The organism is Streptococcus sp., assembly GCF_032481935.1.
Classification (GTDB): Bacteria; Bacillota; Bacilli; order Lactobacillales; family Streptococcaceae; genus Streptococcus.
Window position 1 is genome coordinate 23,323 of the sequence record NZ_JAWERU010000012.1, and the last position, 19,806, is coordinate 43,128.

Genomic DNA, 19,806 nt, shown 5'->3' on the forward strand with positions numbered 1-19,806 from the left:
CTTTAAAAAAAGAGAGGACCTAGAGGGTCCTCTCTGGGTTTTCTTTTTCTCCACGACAATGAATGTGGAGTTTTAAGCTCTCTTTTATTGAAAACTTTTTATTTTTTAATCTTCTTTTCTCTTTGCAAGAAATAGAGCAGACATTGCTAGACTGAGGCTGGCAAGGAAGAAGAGATGCTCTGACTTGCTAGTACCAGTTTCTGGAAGTTTATCCTTCGCTTCTTGTTTAGCTGCTACTTCCTTCATTTCTGATTTAGCAGTATCATCTGATTTCTGATCAAGTTTTTGTACTGCTGCATTCTGTGGTTTATGATCCAGTTTCTCTGTTGATGGAGTCTGTACTTGACTTCCAGGTTCCTCAGTTAATGGAGTTTGTGGTTTATGACCTGGTTCTCCTACTGATGGCGTTTGTGGTTTAGAAACTTGTTTATAAACTACTGCAAAATGTCCTAGCTGACTAGTTGTAAACTCAACTGTACCTTGACCATTTGTAAAGCTTACTGCCTCACCTGATGCAGTGTAGTATACTCCAGCTACTTCACTAGAAACTGGAAGTCGAACAAGCACTACACCCTTCGCTTGAACCTCATGCTTATCTTTATCAACTAAATGAAGAGCATAAGCATCAAATTTCACACCTTGTAGACTTTGGTCTGTTACTTTTTGAACTTTAAGATTAAGATCTGTAGCTAAATCTCTTGCTAGTCCTGCAACTACAACTCCTGTAGTCTTATCTGACAAGACACGAACACCTTCAGTTGGTTTTTCTACAGTAGGTGCGGCTTGATCACCTGCTGTTCCAATCACACCTGTATACTCTGGTACTTCATGGACGGCGGCTTCAGCTCCATTTACACCTCCAGTAAATTCTGGAACTTCGTGGATAGCTACTTCATTTCCTGCGGTTCCCTTAACTTCATTGTACTCTGGTACTTCATGAACAGCGGCTTCAGCTGCGTTCACACCACCAGTAAACTCTGGTACTTCATGGATTGCGGCTTCAACACCATTTACACCACCTGTGAATTCTGGAAGGTCAACAACTGGCGCAGCTTCGTCACCCTTGCTTGAAGTTGGAGTTTCAGGTTTAGGTTCTGGAGTTGGTTCTGGATCTGGAGTTGGGGTAGGGTCAGGTTGAACTTCAGTTTCCTTAATTTCTTTCAATCCTTCTACCAATTTATTAAGTCCGTTTGGAGTTAATAAGTTATGTTCTGCAAGACCATTCTTGTATGCTTCTACAGCTGCTAAGTATTCTTTAGCATCTTGACGGTCAATCTTACGAACACGTTCTACTTCAGCATTGTATGCAGCTTCGTCTAATGGTTTATCATCTTCAATCGGAAGAACAAAGCGTAATTCCGCTGCTGAAATATGTCCAGGGTCACCGTATGTTTCGTTACCAGTAAAGATCGCTTTCTTCACTTTGATTGGAGAATCGAAGTTAATGACTTTTGTCTTCGCATTATTTGCCCAACCAGTAAAGCTAAAGTTATGTTCTTGTCCTTTTTCATCAATCACTGTAAGGCTACCACTCATCACACGTCCGTTTGGACCTGAAGGACGAGGAACATATTCAAAACGAGTTGATTCCATCGGATTATTGAACTCTACTGTTAATGGTTTTCCTAAGCTATTGACTCCGTAAGGTGTATGCCATAAAGTATTTGTATTGCCATCAAATGCATACCATACATTATCTGCTTCTTCATAAGGAGCATCAAGATCATGGATATCGTCCCAATCTGGAGCGCTACGTTTCACCGCAAGTTTTTCTTTAGCCTCGTTAACGCGTTCTACAAGAGCTTTAGCATCATCCACACTAATATCATCGTCTGCTTCTAATAAAGCTGCTACAGCGTCTTTATAAGCATTTAATGAATCTTGTTTGTAGTTGCCATTTACGATTGGAGTATTCTTTTCGTATGCTTCATCGATGAGCATCTTACCAGTTAACTTAATTTCTTCAATTTCAAGGTTATCTAACATAAAGTCTTTATAACCTTTGAAGTTGATTTCGTTGTTATTTGTATCTCCTTTAGTATCGGCACCACGAGCATTTGAGTAAATACCAATCCAAGTGTTTCCACCTTTTTCACCTGTTACATAGAAGCTTACTTTCTTAGGAGTTGATGAATTTTCCCAAGTGTTTTCTAAGTCGTATTTCGTTAATTTACTACGACGAGTATTTTCGCCATTACCGATAACGAATGAGTATGCTCCATTTGAACCTGCTTCATAATCGAAGGTTACTTTATAAGTCTTACCTTCTTCGAAGCGGAAGTTTTGTGGAATTGTTTGGTAGACGAGCTTGTCATTTCCTGTTAAACCGTTCGTCTTCAATGACCAGTTGCCTTCGATAACATCGTTGACTTTCTTACCATTCCATCCACGTTGAGTATATGGTTCGTGTTTTTCAGATAAGTGAGTACGGTTATCTTGTACGCCTTCAACATCGCCGACTACGAATGGGAAGATACCTTGAGGCACTTCTTCAAAGTCTTGTTTGAATTTACCATTTCCTGTATCGTGTTTTTCGTTGTACATTACAGATTGATTTTCAAATACACGAATTTCATCGAAGTAAGTTGCTGCTGCATCCGCATCACGTCCAAGTTCTAATGTCACATTAGAAACATCTTCGCCTGTTGTGAAGTATACATACATGTTTTGGAAGTAACTTGTATTATCCACAGTTGCGTTCTTTGGAAGTGTGTTATGCGCATGTGCTTGTACATAGTTCTTCGCAATTGATTTATTTGTGTAGTTAGAAATCACTTTGTCTCCTACTCGGATTGTGATATCTGCACGTGCATCGCTTCGGTTATCTACACCTACGTAAACAGCATATCTTGTGTTTGGTTTCAAGTCTGTTAAGCGTTGTTTCAATGTCACACGTTCAGTGTTTCCTTGAATACGTAACATTTCGTTAGCCCCTTGAGATTTCACGATTTCAGCATGAGCGCTGTCACCAGTTTTTTCCCAATGATCTAATGTTCCGCTGTTGAAACCTTGGTCATAGATGTGTAGTCCTTCACTCCATACCATTGTCTTCTTGCCTTGAGCAGCTTTGTAAAGTACATATGGTTGGTTCGCATCCCCCGTAATTTGAATCTTACGGTCTGCGCCGACTGTTAATTCTACAACATCTTTCTTACCTTGGTCTGTTAGACGGTAAAGGTATACTTTATCTCCAGTCCAATCTTCTGGAAGAGTCCATTCAGTTGTTCCACTTTCAGTTGTAAAGAAGTACATCTTTTCTTTGTCGCCTGTTAAAGCTTTACCATTTTCGTCCCAGTTCCATGGTACTAAGTAGCTTCTACCATTTTCGATGACACGACCGTTTAATGTTGTCACACGTTTACGGTAGTCAGGGCTGTTAGGGTCGTTCGATTGACGAACAATCTTCACTTCGTCCCCATTGTCATTTGTTAAGTCAATTTCCATTTCTGGAGTCCACTTGTAGTTTTGACCGTTGTCGCTCATCGCAACTGGGTCACCGTTCACCCATTTAGAAACTTTGTAGTGTTGGAAGAACTTCGTCATGATGTTGTTTTCGAAGAGGTTACGAATATATCCTTCGTAGTCGCTTCGTCCTTGCCATCCTTCGAAGTCTTTCATGTTATATCCACCAAGTAATGGATAGTTAGCGGCACCACCATAGCTTGGATAGTCACCCACCCATGAGTCTTTTTGGTGGTTACGGATGAATCGAGTGATATTTGAGTTAATACCTTTCAGTGTATATCCACCGTAAGTTAAGTCAGCTGCCCAGTGTTGGAATGTTGAGTCATATTCTGCACCGAAGCCCCACTCGATTGCCATACGCCAACCTTGAGAGTTTATTTCTTTAGCAAGTACGTGAGTTGGCCAAGCAGTGTTATCTCCTGATTGTCCGTTACCCCAAACGTCCACATAGATGAAGTCTAAGTCAGCACCTAGTTTTTCTCTTAATTCTTTCCAACGATCCAAACGTCCATGAGCTAAGTCATATTCTGCATCGATGTTGATACCTTGGTCCAACCAGTTCCAACCGTACATATATGTTCCGTCAGAGTTTTTACGTAAAATAGCTTCGCTGAAGTATTTAGATTCAGGATATGTTTCAGAAGCATTAACGTGAATACCGATTTTAGCTCCGTATTCTTTTGCTCTTGCTAATAATTTCTTGAAGTCTTCAACGCCACCGATTCTCTTACCGATATCCGCATAGTTTAAGTGACCTGAGTCGTGACCTTCACTACCATACCCTTTAAGTAGGATTGATTGGCCTAAACCATCTGTGTGTAAGTTAATCTTCTTAATACCATCTAATGTCATTAAGAATGGGTTTTGCGCTTGAGATGCGAAGTTCATCGCAATACGATACGCTACTAAATCTGGAACAGATTCTGCCCCTTTAGGATTGTTCATGATATTACGATATGCAATCGCACCATCTTGCCAGTCCACAACATTATCTTTGTTTAAGTCTTTTGTAATGACTACTTTAGAACTTGGTAATTCTAATGTGTATTCTGGGAATACTAAGTTCTTATAAGCACGTTGGTACCAGTAAGGTGAGCTTTGAATACCTAAGTAGTTTACACCTTCGACACGTTCTAAGGCTGTTGTTAAACGTGCAAAGTCATTTCCTCTGTAAGTAAATTGAGAGTTACTCCAAACAGACGCTGCTAATTCGTTAGAAGAAACGAATCCATACATGAAGCCGTAAGTATATTCATTCATCTTGCCTTCTTTCAAGTCTAAATGATAGTCTCCACGGTTATGTGTGTTTGTTGACATTTGAGCTCCGTCGAATTTCGCACCTTGTTTGTTTGAACCAACAGAAACAAGTGTGTTTCCTGGGAATTCAATTGTTTGGATTAATTTTCGTACATTGTCGATTGGTTTACCCATTTCAACATTGTTTTTGTTCACAACTTTCGTTACATCGAAATGCATTTCGTTGCCGACTAATTGTAATTTCACAGTGATTTCAGCATTGATGAATTCATCATCGTTCCTTACTGTCATTACATATTCTGCAGTAGTGTCATCAATCTTACGGTATTGAACTTCTGGAGTGACTAATACACCGTTGATTGACATTTTATCTATTTTTTGAACTTGACCTGTTAACGTTTTTCCATCTAATTCATATTCTTTAACACGTGGAAACGCTGTGTCGATAATTGCTTTTAATTGTTCTGATTGTAGAGTTTCATAGTGAACATCTTGGTCGTTGCGACGTAAACCATCATCCACAGCCGGAGTTTCTTCTTCTGGCTTAATGTTTTCTTGATTATCCGCTTTGATTGATACAGATGATAATTCTTTATTATAAGTTCCTGCTTTAAGGTAAACTTTATTCACATCCGCTAAAGCGTTCTTGACAGCTTCTGGAACGACTTCTGTGCTAAATAAATTTTGTCCATTATTTGTAGCATTTAATTGACCGTCTTTTTTGTAAACGATAGATAGGTGGTTTTCTTCACCTACATTTGGTGCTTCTACACGAGTCTTACTATACCAAGTGTTTACATTTGGTCCTTTGTATTGCCAGAACCAACCGCCCTTGTCATACCCAACAAAGATGTTGTTGTCATTATCTTTATATTTCAGATATACCCCAAAGCGTGTTTCAGCTGGAGGAGTGTTTGCCTTGAACGTTAAGTCAACGCTTACATTTCCTTCCGCATCCGCCTGTAATCCAGCTTTTTCAAATAAAGCTTCGTTTGCTCCATTGTCGTTAGCTGTTGTTGAAGTTAATTTGTTGTAGCGTACTCCGCCTTCTTCAACGACTTCAACATTCCCTTTCACACGGCTTACTGAGTCCCACTCTTTTTTCACCTCGGCAGTAGAGTCGCTAGTTTCTCCCGTTGCTGCTTCAGCTGGTTTATTCTCAGCTGGCTTGTTTTCAGCAGGTTTATTTTCTGCTGGTGTTTCTTCTTTTGGCTTATCTTCCTTAGGTTTATCCTCTTTTGGTTTTTCTTCCTTGTCCTCAACTTGTTTATCAAGAGCATCTAGACCAGCTGGTTTCGTTGTTTCAATACCCTTGATGTAGTTTTGAATCCACTCTAGCTGAGCAGGTGAGAAGAGAATACCTCCACTACGTTTACCAGATACACCATTTTGGTGAATACCAATCAATTTCCCATTTTCATCGAAAATACCGCCACCACTAGCACCTGGTTCACTTCCTTGATAGCTAATTCCACGAACACCTTCTCCGTGATTGTTAATATCCTCAACAGTTGTATTCAAAATCGGATCAAGTTCGCCTTTTGGATAGCCAAATACATGAACCTTATCTCCTACCTTAGTTGTAGCAGGCTTGTCAGTCACTTCAACTGGTGCATTTGCAAGAGGTGTACGAAGCTTAACGATTGCCAAATCATTTTTATATCCTTTGAGGAATCCTTCACGATCCCAGTGTTTTACATCATTTTTACTGAATTTGACGTCTGGAGCGCCTTGGTAAGAAATTGTATAAACATCGTCATCACTTTCAACATTATCAGCTACCTTACGATTATTGCCATCTGGAACATCTTTGATAAAGTTATGAGAAACAGATAAAACTAGATTTTCACCGATGACGATACCGCTACCAACACCAGCTGCACTTTTAATTTTTACTGTTGCTCCATAGTTTAATTCACCATTTTTTGTTTTAGAGACATCTTCTGGAACAAGACTCTTGTCTTCTTTCGCTAATTCCTCTTTTGATACAGTACTGCCATTTTCTTCAGCCTTATCAAGTTTTCCACGTAAGTCTTCTGGAAGAGCATCTGAAGCTGCTGCTTCTTTTTCTTTCTCAAGTAATTCTTCTTCTGTTTTTGGTCCGTCAGTTACTTCAGGAGAACCTTGGTCTTCACCAGGTTTTGGCGCCTCAAAATCACGTCCATCATCTTCTTTTACATTAGCAAGAGCTGCAGCCAAATCTGCTGGCATATTTGCTGTTGAACCTGTTTGCGGAGAATCTGCAAGAACAGTGCTAGTTCCAAAGAAAGCTGCACCAATCATGACAGAAGCAACTCCTAATGAAAATTTCCGAATACTATATTTGCAACGTTTTTCAAACAATCTTTTATCCATCGGTTTTTTTGTTCCTTTCAGTTTACAAAGTAAGCGTTTGCATTTTTGTTTAAAAAAATATCCTCCTCAATTTTTTAACGCCACTAGATAAACATATAATTTTTTCTATACCAATTTAATATATCAAAAACAGTTTAAAAAATCAATACTTTAACAGGTAAAACTAGTAAAAGTATAATCCAATTTCCTGACTATTCTGAATAGAATTTCAGAAGGCCTTATTTCTAGCCATTTCGTCAAAAAAAGAAACTTCATCAGGAAAGTTAAACTAACTTCGTCTAACTTTTCAATAAAGTTTCCATGCATTTTTATACTGTTTTTACGTTTTTTATTGTTGTAAAACTTTTCGTGGTTTGGTTCCTTCTGCAGGTCCAATAACCCCAGCCATCTCTAATTCTTCCATCAAGCGAGTTGCTCGGTTAAAGCCAACAGATAAGCGTCTCTGAATCATAGATGCACTTGCTTTTTGGGTTTCAATAACCAGTGCTTTAGCTTCTTCAAAGAGTGGGTCTCCACCCTCATCACCTGTGCCAGAATCAGCATCTGTCTCAGAAACTTCTCCTGGATCAAAACTGTCATCATAATCAGCATCTGCTTGAGCCTTAATGAAGCTAACAATACGCTCAACATCATCATCCGAGATAAAGGAGCCTTGCAAGCGAACCGGGTGGTTTTCATCGATTGGTTTAAAGAGCATGTCCCCTCGACCAAGCAATTTCTCAGCACCATTTTCATCTAAGATAGTTCGAGAATCCGTTCCAGAAGATACAGCAAAGGCTATACGTGACGGTACATTTGCCTTAATCAAACCAGAGATAACATCTACTGAAGGACGCTGGGTCGCGAGGATCATGTGAATACCAGCTGCACGCGCCTTTTGTCCGAGTCGGATAATGGCATCTTCTACTTCCTTGCTGGCCACCATCATAAGGTCAGCTAACTCATCGACAATCACGACAATCAAAGGAAGAGGTACTTGTTTGTACTCAGATTGAGCGTTGAATTCCTCAACCTTGGCATTGAAACCAGCGATATTACGAACCCCAATTTTGGCAAAGAGTTCATAACGGTTTTCCATCTCATCCACGACTTTTTGAAGGGCCTTGCTGGCCTTACGAGGGTTAGTCACGACCGGAATCAAGAGGTGAGGAATATCATTATAGACTGATAACTCAACCATCTTCGGATCCACCATCATAAACTTGACTTGGTCTGGACGTGCCTTCATGAGAATACTTGCAATGATACCATTGACTGCAACAGATTTACCAGAACCTGTCGAACCAGCTACTAGCAAGTGAGGCATTTTAGCCAAATCAAAACTACGTGCAGTTCCATTAACGGCTTTCCCAAGAGGAATTTCTAGGAGATTTTCAGGTTTAGTTTGCGATTGTTCCCAGAGTTCTCGGAAAGATACGGTCGCAATTTCAGAGTTAGGCACTTCAATCCCGACCAAGGATTTCCCTGGAATTGGAGCTTCGATACGGACATCTTTTGCAGCCAAGGCCAGAGCCAAGTCATCTGCTAGATTGGAAATGCGATTGACACGAACACCAACTGCTGGCTTGACTTCGTACTTGGTAACTGATGGTCCGATTTCAGCACGTTCAACCGTTACCTTGATACCGAAACTCGCAAAGGTTTCTTCCAAAATTTTGATATTTTCTCGTACGATTTTCTTTTCTTTTGACTGATCTTTTGGTTTATCAGGTGCGAAGAGTTGCAAGCTTGGGAGTTTGTACTCTAAAGCTTTTTTAGCAGAAAAATCTACCTCAACATCCTCATCCTCTAAGAACTCAGCTTCCTCTGGAATATCAACTTCGCTAGGAACTTCATAGTCTGCTTGCGGGAGAATAATTTCAGGTTCTACCCATTCTTCCTCTGGAAGGGGTGGTAAATCATCAAAGTGAACAGGGGAAGCTTCTAAAATCTCGCCAGTTTCCATATCAACAGGAGGGATATCCAACAAGGCTTGCTCTGCTTGTTCTTTTTCTAGTCTTTCCTGTTCCTCTGATTCCTTACGAGCTTTTTCTTCTTCTCGTTTGATGAAGCGTTCTTGTTTCCTCTGCTCACGTCGCTCCACCCAAAGTGCAAAACGTGCTCCAAGAAAATCAGCGACATCATAGATAGACCAGGGACTGACTAGAAGAGCACCGATCAAGATTAAGATGGCTCCGATAAAGTAAGTACCAATATTTGAAAAAAGAAAGGCGACTGGAATATAAAGGGCAACACCTAGCAGCCCTCCTCCAGCAAAGCTAGTCACACGAAAGCCTGTCAAATCTGTCAATACTTGGGCTAAAGTTCCCTTAAAGACAGACTGCTCTAAGCCATATTTCCATACAAGATAAGCTTCAAAAATCAGCAATAAGCCTGAAAAAATACAAAGAAAACCTGAGATCAGACCTTCTTGTTTCCGAATCCATTTAAAGAGAAAAAGATAGACTAGAACGACAACAATGACCAGATAAGCCAGACTTCCTACTAGTAATCGAATAAGGTTATAGAGGGTGAGTCCCACTGCTCCTAATTTCAGAGCAGCGAACATTAAGCAAAAAGCTATAACCAAGGAAACTAACATCCGTTGGATAGCTTGCTTTCTTTCTAATTCAGCTTTTGACGGTCTCCGTCTTGTTTTACTTGTATTCTTGTTTGCCATATTTCTATTATAACACACTTCAGAAACTTTGTTTGAAGTGAAAAATGATTGCATCTACAAGACACAATCATCTTTCATTAATATTTCTGCAGTTTCTTTTCTGTATGATTTTTCAACAACTTTAGATCACTGCTTCTTTAAAAATCTGATTGCTGATTTTCTTGCTTTCTCAATCTTTTCGACTTCTAGATTCTCCACAGCAGATGTAGGTATCCATTTTTTCCCAAATAAAACTTGAGCTGCTTCTATCATCAAAGCGCAAGCCTGCAAGTCCTTTTCTTCTACAATCGCCTCACCAAACAAACCCTTTGTTTTCTCTATCAAGACTTCTTTTTCAACTTGATGAAAAGATAATTGCATCAAACTACTGGCAGACCAGGCACGACAAAGTGCATCTTGGTCAGTCAAGAGATGTTGTCCTAAGATTTCTATCTCACTTGTTGAACCAATCCACCCTAGGGCAATGATTAACTTTCTACGATTCGAAGCTTCTGAACTAGCTAAAAGAGAGATTAGAACAGGAAGTACTTGCTTGCAAGAAGATGCATAAAAATCTCTCTGTCTTACTTTGGAAAGGATTTTCGCTAGAAGATATACAATCAAAACGCGTTGACTCTCTGCTTCCTTTTGATCGAGAATTTCCAAAAGATAATCGATTCCCTCCTGCCCATGCTGGTCAAAACTCGCTTCAAAATTCAGGTCAGTTTCTTTCTCCCAATCGTTGCAAATGAGCTCAAAATGAAAGGCAAGTTCTGGACTCCTTCCTAAATCAGCTATAAAATGAATTCGTTTAGAATCAGGAAAATTCTCCTCCAGCAAGCTGGCATAGACCTTCTGTAACTCTTCTTTTGCAAGATTTTGGTGAGGGATATTTTCTTTCACTAATTTGTCGATTTCTTCTTTACTAGAATCACTCATGACACTTTTCTCCTCTAAGGTATTTGTAGAACTTTAGCATTCTATCATTTAAATTCTCTAAGATTTACCTCTATTATATCACTTTAAAGACCTGTCTCCCTAACTTCATTATCAAAAAATGACTGCCCACTTTCGTGTTCAGTCATTTTATTTATGCTATTTTATTTTTCTAATGGTTTACGAAGGTAACCATAAACTACACCACTAACAAGTGCTCCTACCAAGACAAAGACAAGGTAAAGAAGGGCATTTGAAGTAAGGGCGATAACGAAGATTCCTCCGTGAGGAGCCATGAGTTTGATACCTGCAAGACCAACAAGTCCACCTGCCACTGCTGAACCAAGGATAAAGCTTGGGATAGCACGAGCTGGGTCAGCCGCACCAAATGGAATCGCTCCTTCAGTGATGAATGACAAGCCCATAACGATGTTCGTCAAACCTGAGTTGCGTTCTTCTTTAGTAAATTTATCTTTGAAAAGAAGTGTTGCAACGAAGATCGCAAGTGGTGGAACCATTCCTCCAGCCATAACTGCTGCCATGGCTACTGAACCACCTGTTGACACTGTTGCTGCAAGAGTACCAGTACCAAAGACATAAGCTGCTTTATTGACAGGTCCACCCATATCGACAGCCATCATTCCTCCAAGAACGATACCAAGAAGGACAGCTGAACCGCCTCCAAGACCGCCAAGGAAGTCGTTCATAGCAGTGTTGATTGCTGCCATTGGGATGTTAACAGCAAGCATGACAAATCCTGTCAAGACTGTTCCAAGAAGTGGCAAGAGAAGGATTGATTTAGCACCTTCAAGTGAACGTGGAACCTTCACGTATTTCTTAACCAAGAGTACCAAGGCACCAGCGATAAATCCACCAACAAGGGCTCCTAGGAAACCTGATGATACACCTGCAAGAGCTGAAGTTGCTTCACCACCTTGAGCATAAGGGATTTTACCAAAGGCAAAACCTTCTTTGGCAATAGCTCCAGCTACGAAACCTGCTACCAAACCTGGTTTTTCAGCGATTGAGTAAGCAACATATCCTGCAAATACTGGAAGCATCAAACCAAAGGCTGCGCCACCGATTTTCATGAACATAGAAGCGAGTTCATGGTAAGAACCAAGATTTCCAAGGTTTTCATTTGGCACACCCATAGCACCATCAATCAAGAAGGCAAGGGCAATCATGATACCACCACCGATAACGAATGGCAACATTTGTGATACACCACTCATCAAGTGTTTGTAGAAAGCACCACCGACACTTTGTTTTTCGTTAGATGCTGTTGAAGCTTGCGCTCCATTAGCAGCACGATATACTTCAGCATTACCAGAAAGAGCCAGGTTGATCAACTCTTCTGTCTTACGAATACCATCTGCAACTGGACGATTTACCAATGGTTTGCCATCGAAACGATCCATTTCAACTGCCTTATCTGCAGCGATGATAACAGCTTTAGCCTTACGAATATCTTCTGCTGTCAATTTGTTGCCAACACCGCTAGCACCATTGGTTTCAACCTTGATACCGACACCCATTTCCGCGGCCACTTTTTGAAGAGCTTCTTGTGCCATGTATGTGTGGGCAATTCCTGTTGTACAAGCTGTAACTGCTACGATGAAGTCATCAGAGTCATTTGCAGGAACTTGTACTGGTTCTTGAGCTTTTTCTGAAGCTTGGTTAAAGAGTTCAATAACTTGATCAGCTGATGTTACTTGACGAAGTTTGTCAGCAAAGCCGTCTTTCATCAAGTATTGAGACAATTCTGCCAAGGCAGCCAAGTGAGTATCATTGGCACCTTCTGGAGCCGCAATCATAAAGAAGAGGTCAGTTGGTTGTCCATCTAAACTTTCGTAGTCAACACCCTTATTTGATTTAGCAAAGAGAACAGTCGCTTCTTTGACAGCAGCGTTTTTGCTGTGTGGCATTGCAATACCATCACCCAAACCTGTAGAAGTCAAAGCTTCACGCGCCAAGATTCCTTCTTTAAAGGTTTCAAAATCTGTCACGTATCCGTGTTCTACCAAGCTATGAATCATTTCTTCGATAGCTGCTGTTTTTTCAGTTGCTTGTAAATCGAGCAACATCACATCTTTTCTCAATAAATCCTGAATTTTCATCTTTTTTCTACCTCAACTTTTTCATAAGTTTCTTTAATAAATGCTGCAGTCGCCAAGTCATCAGAGAAGGTAGTTGCTGTTCCACAAGCCACTCCCCACTTGAAGGCTTCTACTGCATCTTTTGATTTGACAAACTCACCTGTAAATCCAGCAACCATAGAGTCACCAGCACCAACTGAGTTTTTCACGGTTCCCTTGATTGGTTTTGCAAAGTATGCTCCATCTGATGTTACCAGAAGGGCTCCATCTCCAGCCATAGAGATAATAACGTTTTGAGCACCTTTAGCCAACAATTCTCGAGCGTATTTTTCAATCTCATCTAAACTTTCGAGCTTGACTCCAAAGATAGCTCCAAGTTCATGATTGTTTGGTTTGACCAAAAGTGGTTGATAATCCAAACTATCAATCAAGGTCTGACCTTCAAAGTCACAGACCACTTGAGCACCCGTTTGACGAGTCAAGGCAATCAAATCCTTATAGATGACATTGCCTAAGTTTTTAGCACTTGAACCAGCAAATACCACTGTATCTTCTGCTGTTAGACTTGAAAGAATAGCTTTTAATTCTTCAAGTTGTTCTGGCTCAACAGTAGGACCAGTTCCGTTGATTTCAGTTTCTTGATCCGCTTTAATCTTGACGTTGATACGCGTATCTTCTGCCACTTGGACAAATCGTGTTTCAATTTGCTCTTCAGCTAAAGTATCTGTGATAAATTTACCAGTAAAACCTCCGATAAATCCAGTCGCTGTATTTGGAATATCCAAGCGTTTCAAGACACGGCTAACATTGATTCCCTTACCACCAGCAAACTTATCATCACTATCCATACGATTAACACTACCAACTTCCACTTTATCCAGACGGACAATATAGTCAATAGATGGATTGAGCGTGACTGTATAAATCATACTTCGATAACCTCCGTTTTCTCTTTGATAGCTGGCAAGAGTTCGTGACCCTTACTTGTAATGACAATAGCTCGTTTTATAGGGGCGACCTTAGCGAAACAAGACTGACCAACCTTAGACGAATCCGCCAAAATATAAGTTTGTTTGGCATTTTCTAAGATAGCACGCTTGACAGCTCCCTCCTCCATATCTGGAGTTGTATAATAACCTTCGTCCACACCATTCATTCCGATAAAGGCACGGTCAAAGTGTAGTTGGTTAATCTGATTAAGCGCGACACCACCGATGCTGGCATCAGTCGTCATCTTAACCCCACCGCCAATAATAACTGTTGGGATTTGCTTATCCACTAATTGGACTGCATGGTGAATGGAGTTGGTTACAACAGTAATGTCTTTTCGCTCCAATTCCTTAATGAGAAAGGCTGTTGTACTTCCTGCATCCACAAAGATAACATCTTTTTCTTTGATGAGGGAAGCTGCTTTCTGCGCAATCAATTTTTTCTCTTGAAGGTTTTTGACAGATTTTTCTTGAATGGTTTCTTCTTCTTGCAAGGAGTGAGGCAACTCTGCTCCTCCATGAACTCGACGAAGTTTATTTTCCGATTCCAATTCATCTAAATCTCGTCTAACCGTTGATTCTGACGTGTCTAACAAACCTACTAATTTCTCTAGAGAAACGACTTTATGTTTGCCCAGCTCCTCTAAAATCAATTTTTTTCTCTCGGTTTTTAGCACTTACTCACCTCCTGTTAACGATTACAATAATCATTCTACCACAAAAAAAATCAAAGTCAAGCACTTTTTGTCACTTTCTTTCATTTTCTATCATTTTGCCAATTGTTTGAATTTTATTTGCAAGATAAATCCCTTTATGATAAACTATTTTAGTAAGTATTGGAAGATTACTCAAGAGGCTTAAGAGGCCGTGTTGGAAACGCGGTAGGCGTGTGAAAGCGTGCGTGGGTTCGAATCCCATGTCTTCCGTTGCTATAGTGTAGCTGCATCTTCATGCAGCTTTTTATAATGGATTTTCGTCTATCAAAGATTTGAATTGCAAAAAATCACCCGAGAATTAACTCTCGGGTGATTTTTTTCTACTTCATGTTAAAAGATCTTAAAAAATATCAAATAGCAATTTCACATTGAGAACTGTTAAGATAATGGAAACAATATAACCAAGGATGGTATTCCATTTAGCATTGGTAAATTCGCCCATTAGTGACTTCTTAGAAGTTAGATAAATCAAGGGGAAGATTGAAAATGGAAGAGCGATAGAAAGAAAGACCTGTGAATAAACCAATAACTGATCCAAGGTTTTTTCTTGATGACCGAACAGAACCGCTACTATCATAACAGGTAGCAAGGCAAAGAGGCGTGTCGCCAAACGAATAAACCATTGTGGCAATCTCATATGCAAGAAACCTTCCATAACGATTTGTCCAGTCAAAGTACCCGTGATAGTCGAATTCTGACCACTGGCTAATAGGGCCAAGGCAAACAAGGTTGATAAGGTTGAGCTAGCTATAGCTCCCGCAATGGTTGAATCCTGCAAGGCATTATACATTTGAGAGAAGGCAGAAATTTCAGATGCATGTCCGAAAAAGAGAGCCGCCCCTAAGATCAAAAGAAGGGAGTTAACCACAAAGGCCAAGGATAACTGGAGATTAGAATCCCAGGTCATAAAGCGCACGGCTTTTCGAACATCATTCTTGTCCTTATGATTGATTTTCCGAGTCTGAGACAAGGAAGAATGCAAATAGAGGTTATGGGGCATAACAGTCGCACCCACGATACCCAACGCCAAGGTTAATTGACTTTCATGCCCAGGCATAGGACTTTCAAATAAGGTTGCATTTGGCAGATAACCTTCAACGATTCCTTGGAAGCTTGGATGTGACAAAGCTACTAAGTAAGTAAAGATTGCTAGAATGGTTAAAATGAGCGTGGTAACGATAGCTTCTATCTTCTTAAAGCCAAACTTCATCAGGAGCAGCAAGAGAAAGACATCCAGAACCGTCAAGAGGATGGCTATCATAATCGGAATCTTAAAGAGAAGATTTAGGGCAATAGCTGAACCTAGAACTTCTGCCAAATCTGTCGCCATCAAGGCCAACTCCAAAATCACCCATAGACTATAACGAAGCCATTTAGGTGAATGATGGGCCGTTGCCTGAGCTAGGTCCATCTGGGTTACAATTCCAAGTTTTCCAGCCATCTGCTGAAGTTGCATAGCAATAAGCGATGAAATCAAGATAACAAACAAAAGACTATATTTATAGGAAGCCCCACCGACAACACTTGTAATCCAGTTCCCCGGATCCATATAACCAACTGCCACGAGGGCACCTGGTCCCAAGAAGGCCTTTAAATTTTGCCAAAAATGATTATTATTTGGAGTCTCGATAGACTGATTAATCTCAGAGAGTGAAACTTTTTTATGAGAAGACATAGATACTTACCTCTTTCTAATCTTGTCTTTTCCTACTATTCTAATATTGAGAAGCCGAGATCACATATTAATATCCAAAAGTTAAGAAATTTTTTGAAAGGACTTATGAAAATACTTGCTCATTTTCTCAATTTACCCCTATTATATCATAAAATTCAACAAAATTTTAGGGAAAGTCAGAATAAGTCTACTCACTTAACGTTAATGATAAATCTATTAATAAACTTTGACATTTAATGATGAACTGTAACTATTTTTTCTAACTCGATTTCTCTATGAAAGAGTAAAAACCAGCGTCTTTTGACGCTGGAGAAAAAGCTACTTATACTCAATGAAAATCAAAGAGCAAACTAGGAAACTAGCCGCAGGCTGTACTTGAGTACGGCAAGGCGACGTTGACGCAGTTTGAATTTGATTTTCGTATTAGATCATTTACCAAGAAACTAAATTGCTTCTGTAACGAAGCTACGGCTTTCAAGTACCTTAAGCATAGCATCCGCTGTATCTAGGGCTGTAAAGAGTGGTACACCGTGTTCAATAGCTGAACGGCGGATTTGTTCACCATCTTCATCAGCAGTTCGCTTAGTACCAACTGTGTTGATAATGGCTTGAATTTTCCCTTTACGGACAAAGCTTGGGATATCGTGTTCATCGTCACCTATCTTACCTACAGATTGAGCCTTCAAGCCATGATTTTCAAAGAAAGCTGCTGTTCCTTGAGTCGCAAGGATACCGTAGCCAATATTTTGGAAACGACAAGCCAAGTCCAAGGCTTCTTCCTTGGCATCGTCAGCGATAGTAAAGACAACATTCCCAAAGGTTGGCAAGTGAAGATAAGAAGCTTCAAAGGCCTTGTAGAGAGCTTTTTCTAAAGTCGTATCAGAACCCATAACTTCCCCTGTTGACTTCATTTCAGGACCGAGCAAGCTGTCTACTTTCGCGAGCTTAGTGAAGGAGAAGACTGGCGCTTTGATATGAACTCGAGTGCTTTCTGGGTAAAGTCCATCTTGATAACCAAGTTCTTCAAGACTTTGACCAAGAATTAACTTAGTTGCAACCTGAGCCATCGGGATATTGGTTACTTTTGATAGGAATGGAACAGTACGGCTGGCACGTGGATTGACCTCAATAACGTAGACTTTCTCATCCTTGATGACAAACTGAATGTTCATCATACCAAGACAGTTGAGGCCAATTGCAAGACGTTTAGTATAGTCTGCGATGGTTTCTTGAACCTTTTGAGACAAGGTTTGTGGAGGATAAACAGCCATGGAGTCACCTGAGTGGACACCAGCACGTTCGATATGCTCCATGATACCAGGGATAAGGACATTTTGTCCATCTGAGATAGCATCAACTTCACATTCTTGTCCAACGATATAAGAGTCGACAAGAACTGGATGGTCTGGACTTGCTTTAACGGCTGTACGCATGTAAGAACGAAGATCTTCTTCGTTTTCTACAATTTCCATAGCACGTCCACCCAAGACATAAGAAGGACGAACAAGGACTGGGAAACCAATCTTGCGAGCTGCAAGCACTGCTTCTTCTTCGTTTGTTGCTGTTTGTCCAGGAGGTTGCGGAATATCCAAGTCTTTGAGGGCTTGTTCGAAGAGGTCACGGTCTTCGGCACGGTCTAGGTCAGCAACCTGCGTACCAAGGATAGTCACACCTGCCTTAGCCAATGGCTCTGCAAGGTTGATAGCTGTTTGACCACCAAACTGAACGATAACGCCTTTTGGTTGCTCAAGGTCAATGACATTCATGACATCTTCAAATGTCAATGGCTCAAAGTAAAGTTTATCTGATACAGAGAAGTCTGTTGAAACGGTCTCTGGGTTCGAGTTCATGATGATGGCTTCGTAGCCAGCAGCTTGAATCGCCTTAACTGAGTGAACAGTCGCATAGTCAAACTCAACCCCTTGACCGATACGGATTGGACCTGAACCTAGGACCAGTACAGATTCCTTTTCAGACTTGATCGATTCATTTTCCCAGCCATAAGTTGAATAGAAATATGGAGTTTCTGATTCAAATTCTGCCGCACAAGTATCAACCATCTTGTAAACTGGGACAATCTTGTTTTCCAAACGTAGTTGGCGAACTTGATCAGCTGTAGTATTCCAGAGTTCAGCAATCTTACGGTCCGAAAAACCATTCAATTTTGCAGTTTTCAAAACTTCAAGATCTTGTGGATGTGAGCCTAATTCTTGCTCAATTTCAAAGATATGCAAGAGTTTATCAAGATAGAAGATATCAATCTTAGTCAAATCTGCAATCTCTTCTGGTGTGTAACCACGGCGAATGGCCTCTGATACGTAAAAGAGACGGTCATCTTGTGCTTTCACAACCTTTTCAATCAAGGCATCATCTGAAACATCTGCAAGTTCAGGCATTTCATTGTGGTGGACACCAATTTCAAGTGAACGACAAGCTTTAAGAAGTGACTCTTCGATGTTACGACCGATGGCCATAACTTCTCCAGTCGCCTTCATCTGAGTACCAAGACGGCGCTCACCTTTTTCAAACTTATCAAATGGGAAGCGTGGAATCTTGGCAACAACGTAGTCAAGGGCTGGTTCAAACATGGCATAAGTTGAACCTGTAACAGGGTTAATGACCTCATCCAAGGTCAAACCGACTGCAATCTTAGCAGCCAATTTAGCAATTGGGTAACCTGTCGCCTTAGAAGCAAGGGCTGACGAACGCGATACACGAGGGTTTACTTCGATGACATAATATTTAAAACTATGTGGATCGAGAGCCAACTGAACGTTACATCCACCTTCAATCTTGAGAGCGCGGATAATGCTCAGACTTGCATCACGAAGCATTTGGTTTTCATAATCTGACATAGTTTGCGCTGGGGCAAATACGATGGAATCCCCTGTATGAATCCCAACTGGGTCAAAGTTTTCCATGTTACATACAACAAGGGCATTGTCAGCTGAGTCACGCATCACTTCGTACTCGATTTCCTTGAAACCTGCAATAGAACGCTCAATCAAACATTGGGTTACAGGTGACAACTTCAAACCATTTTCAGCAATTTCACGCAATTCTTCCTCGTTGGCACACATACCACCGCCTGTACCACCAAGTGTGAAGGCTGGACGGACAATCACTGGGTAACCAATTGTTGCTGCGAAGGCTACGGCTTCTTCCACTGTATTAACAATTTCTGATTCAGGAATTGGTTGGTTCAGTTCTTCCATCAATTGTTTAAAAAGATCGCGGTCCTCCGCTTGGTCGATGGCAGACAATTTAGTCCCGAGAAGTTCTACTCCCAATTCATCAAGAATTCCATTTTTAGACAATTCCATGGCCATGTTAAGCCCTGTTTGCCCACCAAGAGTTGGAAGCAAGGCATCTGGACGTTCTTTACGGAGAATACGAGTTACAAACTCAAGTGTGATTGGCTCAATGTAAACCTTGTCTGCAATTTCCTTATCAGTCATGATAGTTGCAGGGTTTGAGTTCACCAAAACAACCTCATAACCTTCCTCTTTCAAAGACAAGCAAGCCTGAGTCCCAGCATAGTCAAACTCAGCAGCTTGACCAATAATAATCGGACCAGAACCAATCACCATAATTTTTTGAATATCAGTACGTTTAGGCATTTATAAGATATTAAGGGCGTCAAGCGGGCAAAGCTAAAATAGGAGTTATGACGAAG

The 19,806-nt window shown here is 40.6% G+C and carries 8 protein-coding genes and 1 tRNA gene; 1 reads left to right on the forward strand and 8 read right to left on the reverse strand.

The window, feature by feature from the left end; translation table 11 throughout:
• Positions 1-105 precede the first annotated feature (105 nt).
• The 6 genes from E7C97_RS03640 to E7C97_RS03665 all read right to left on the reverse strand — a co-directional run bounded on the left by E7C97_RS03640 (position 106) and on the right by E7C97_RS03665 (position 14,416).
• The gene (locus E7C97_RS03640; protein ID WP_316108184.1) at positions 106-7,077 is read right to left on the reverse strand and encodes a SpGH101 family endo-alpha-N-acetylgalactosaminidase; all 6,972 of its coding nucleotides are present in this window, start codon (positions 7,075-7,077) and stop codon (positions 106-108) included.
• Between the two features lie 328 nt (positions 7,078-7,405).
• Entirely contained in the window at positions 7,406-9,736 is a 2,331-nt protein-coding gene (locus tag E7C97_RS03645; protein WP_316108185.1) for a DNA translocase FtsK, read from the reverse strand.
• Between the two features lie 126 nt (positions 9,737-9,862).
• The gene (locus E7C97_RS03650) at positions 9,863-10,654 is read right to left on the reverse strand and encodes a HEAT repeat domain-containing protein (protein ID WP_316108186.1); all 792 of its coding nucleotides are present in this window, start codon (positions 10,652-10,654) and stop codon (positions 9,863-9,865) included.
• Between the two features lie 161 nt (positions 10,655-10,815).
• Entirely contained in the window at positions 10,816-12,771 is a 1,956-nt protein-coding gene (locus tag E7C97_RS03655) for a fructose-specific PTS transporter subunit EIIC (RefSeq protein WP_316108187.1), read from the reverse strand.
• Entirely contained in the window at positions 12,768-13,679 is a 912-nt protein-coding gene (gene pfkB, locus E7C97_RS03660; protein ID WP_000640771.1) for a 1-phosphofructokinase, read from the reverse strand. The genes E7C97_RS03655 and pfkB overlap by 4 nt, the downstream gene beginning before the upstream one ends.
• On the reverse strand, positions 13,676-14,416 hold the full coding sequence (locus E7C97_RS03665) for a DeoR/GlpR family DNA-binding transcription regulator (RefSeq protein ID WP_061862900.1): 741 nt from the start codon (positions 14,414-14,416) through the stop codon (positions 13,676-13,678). The genes pfkB and E7C97_RS03665 overlap by 4 nt, the downstream gene beginning before the upstream one ends.
• Before the next feature lie 161 nt (positions 14,417-14,577).
• Here E7C97_RS03665 and E7C97_RS03670 point away from each other — a divergent pair.
• Positions 14,578-14,665, forward strand: a tRNA-Ser gene (locus tag E7C97_RS03670).
• Positions 14,666-14,795: 130 nt separating this feature from the next.
• Here the strand turns inward: E7C97_RS03670 and E7C97_RS03675 are convergent.
• Both E7C97_RS03675 and carB read right to left on the reverse strand, forming a co-directional pair.
• Positions 14,796-16,130 carry an Nramp family divalent metal transporter gene (locus tag E7C97_RS03675; RefSeq protein ID WP_316108188.1) on the reverse strand — a complete coding sequence of 445 codons (1,335 nt, stop codon included), beginning with the start codon at positions 16,128-16,130 and terminating at the stop codon, positions 14,796-14,798.
• 443 nt (positions 16,131-16,573) lie between these two features.
• The gene (gene carB, locus E7C97_RS03680; protein ID WP_316108189.1) at positions 16,574-19,750 is read right to left on the reverse strand and encodes a carbamoyl-phosphate synthase large subunit; all 3,177 of its coding nucleotides are present in this window, start codon (positions 19,748-19,750) and stop codon (positions 16,574-16,576) included.
• Positions 19,751-19,806 lie beyond the last annotated feature (56 nt).

Coding starts and splice junctions, on each gene's coding strand:
- E7C97_RS03675 (WP_316108188.1), bottom strand. CDS start 16,130: ATGTCTTCTCATAAAAAAGTTTCACTCTCTGAGATTAATCAGTCTATC.
- E7C97_RS03645 (WP_316108185.1), bottom strand. CDS start 9,736: ATGGCAAACAAGAATACAAGTAAAACAAGACGGAGACCGTCAAAAGCT.
- E7C97_RS03640 (WP_316108184.1), bottom strand. CDS start 7,077: ATGGATAAAAGATTGTTTGAAAAACGTTGCAAATATAGTATTCGGAAA.
- carB (WP_316108189.1), bottom strand. CDS start 19,750: ATGCCTAAACGTACTGATATTCAAAAAATTATGGTGATTGGTTCTGGT.
- E7C97_RS03655 (WP_316108187.1), bottom strand. CDS start 12,771: ATGAAAATTCAGGATTTATTGAGAAAAGATGTGATGTTGCTCGATTTA.
- E7C97_RS03650 (WP_316108186.1), bottom strand. CDS start 10,654: ATGAGTGATTCTAGTAAAGAAGAAATCGACAAATTAGTGAAAGAAAAT.
- pfkB (WP_000640771.1), bottom strand. CDS start 13,679: ATGATTTATACAGTCACGCTCAATCCATCTATTGACTATATTGTCCGT.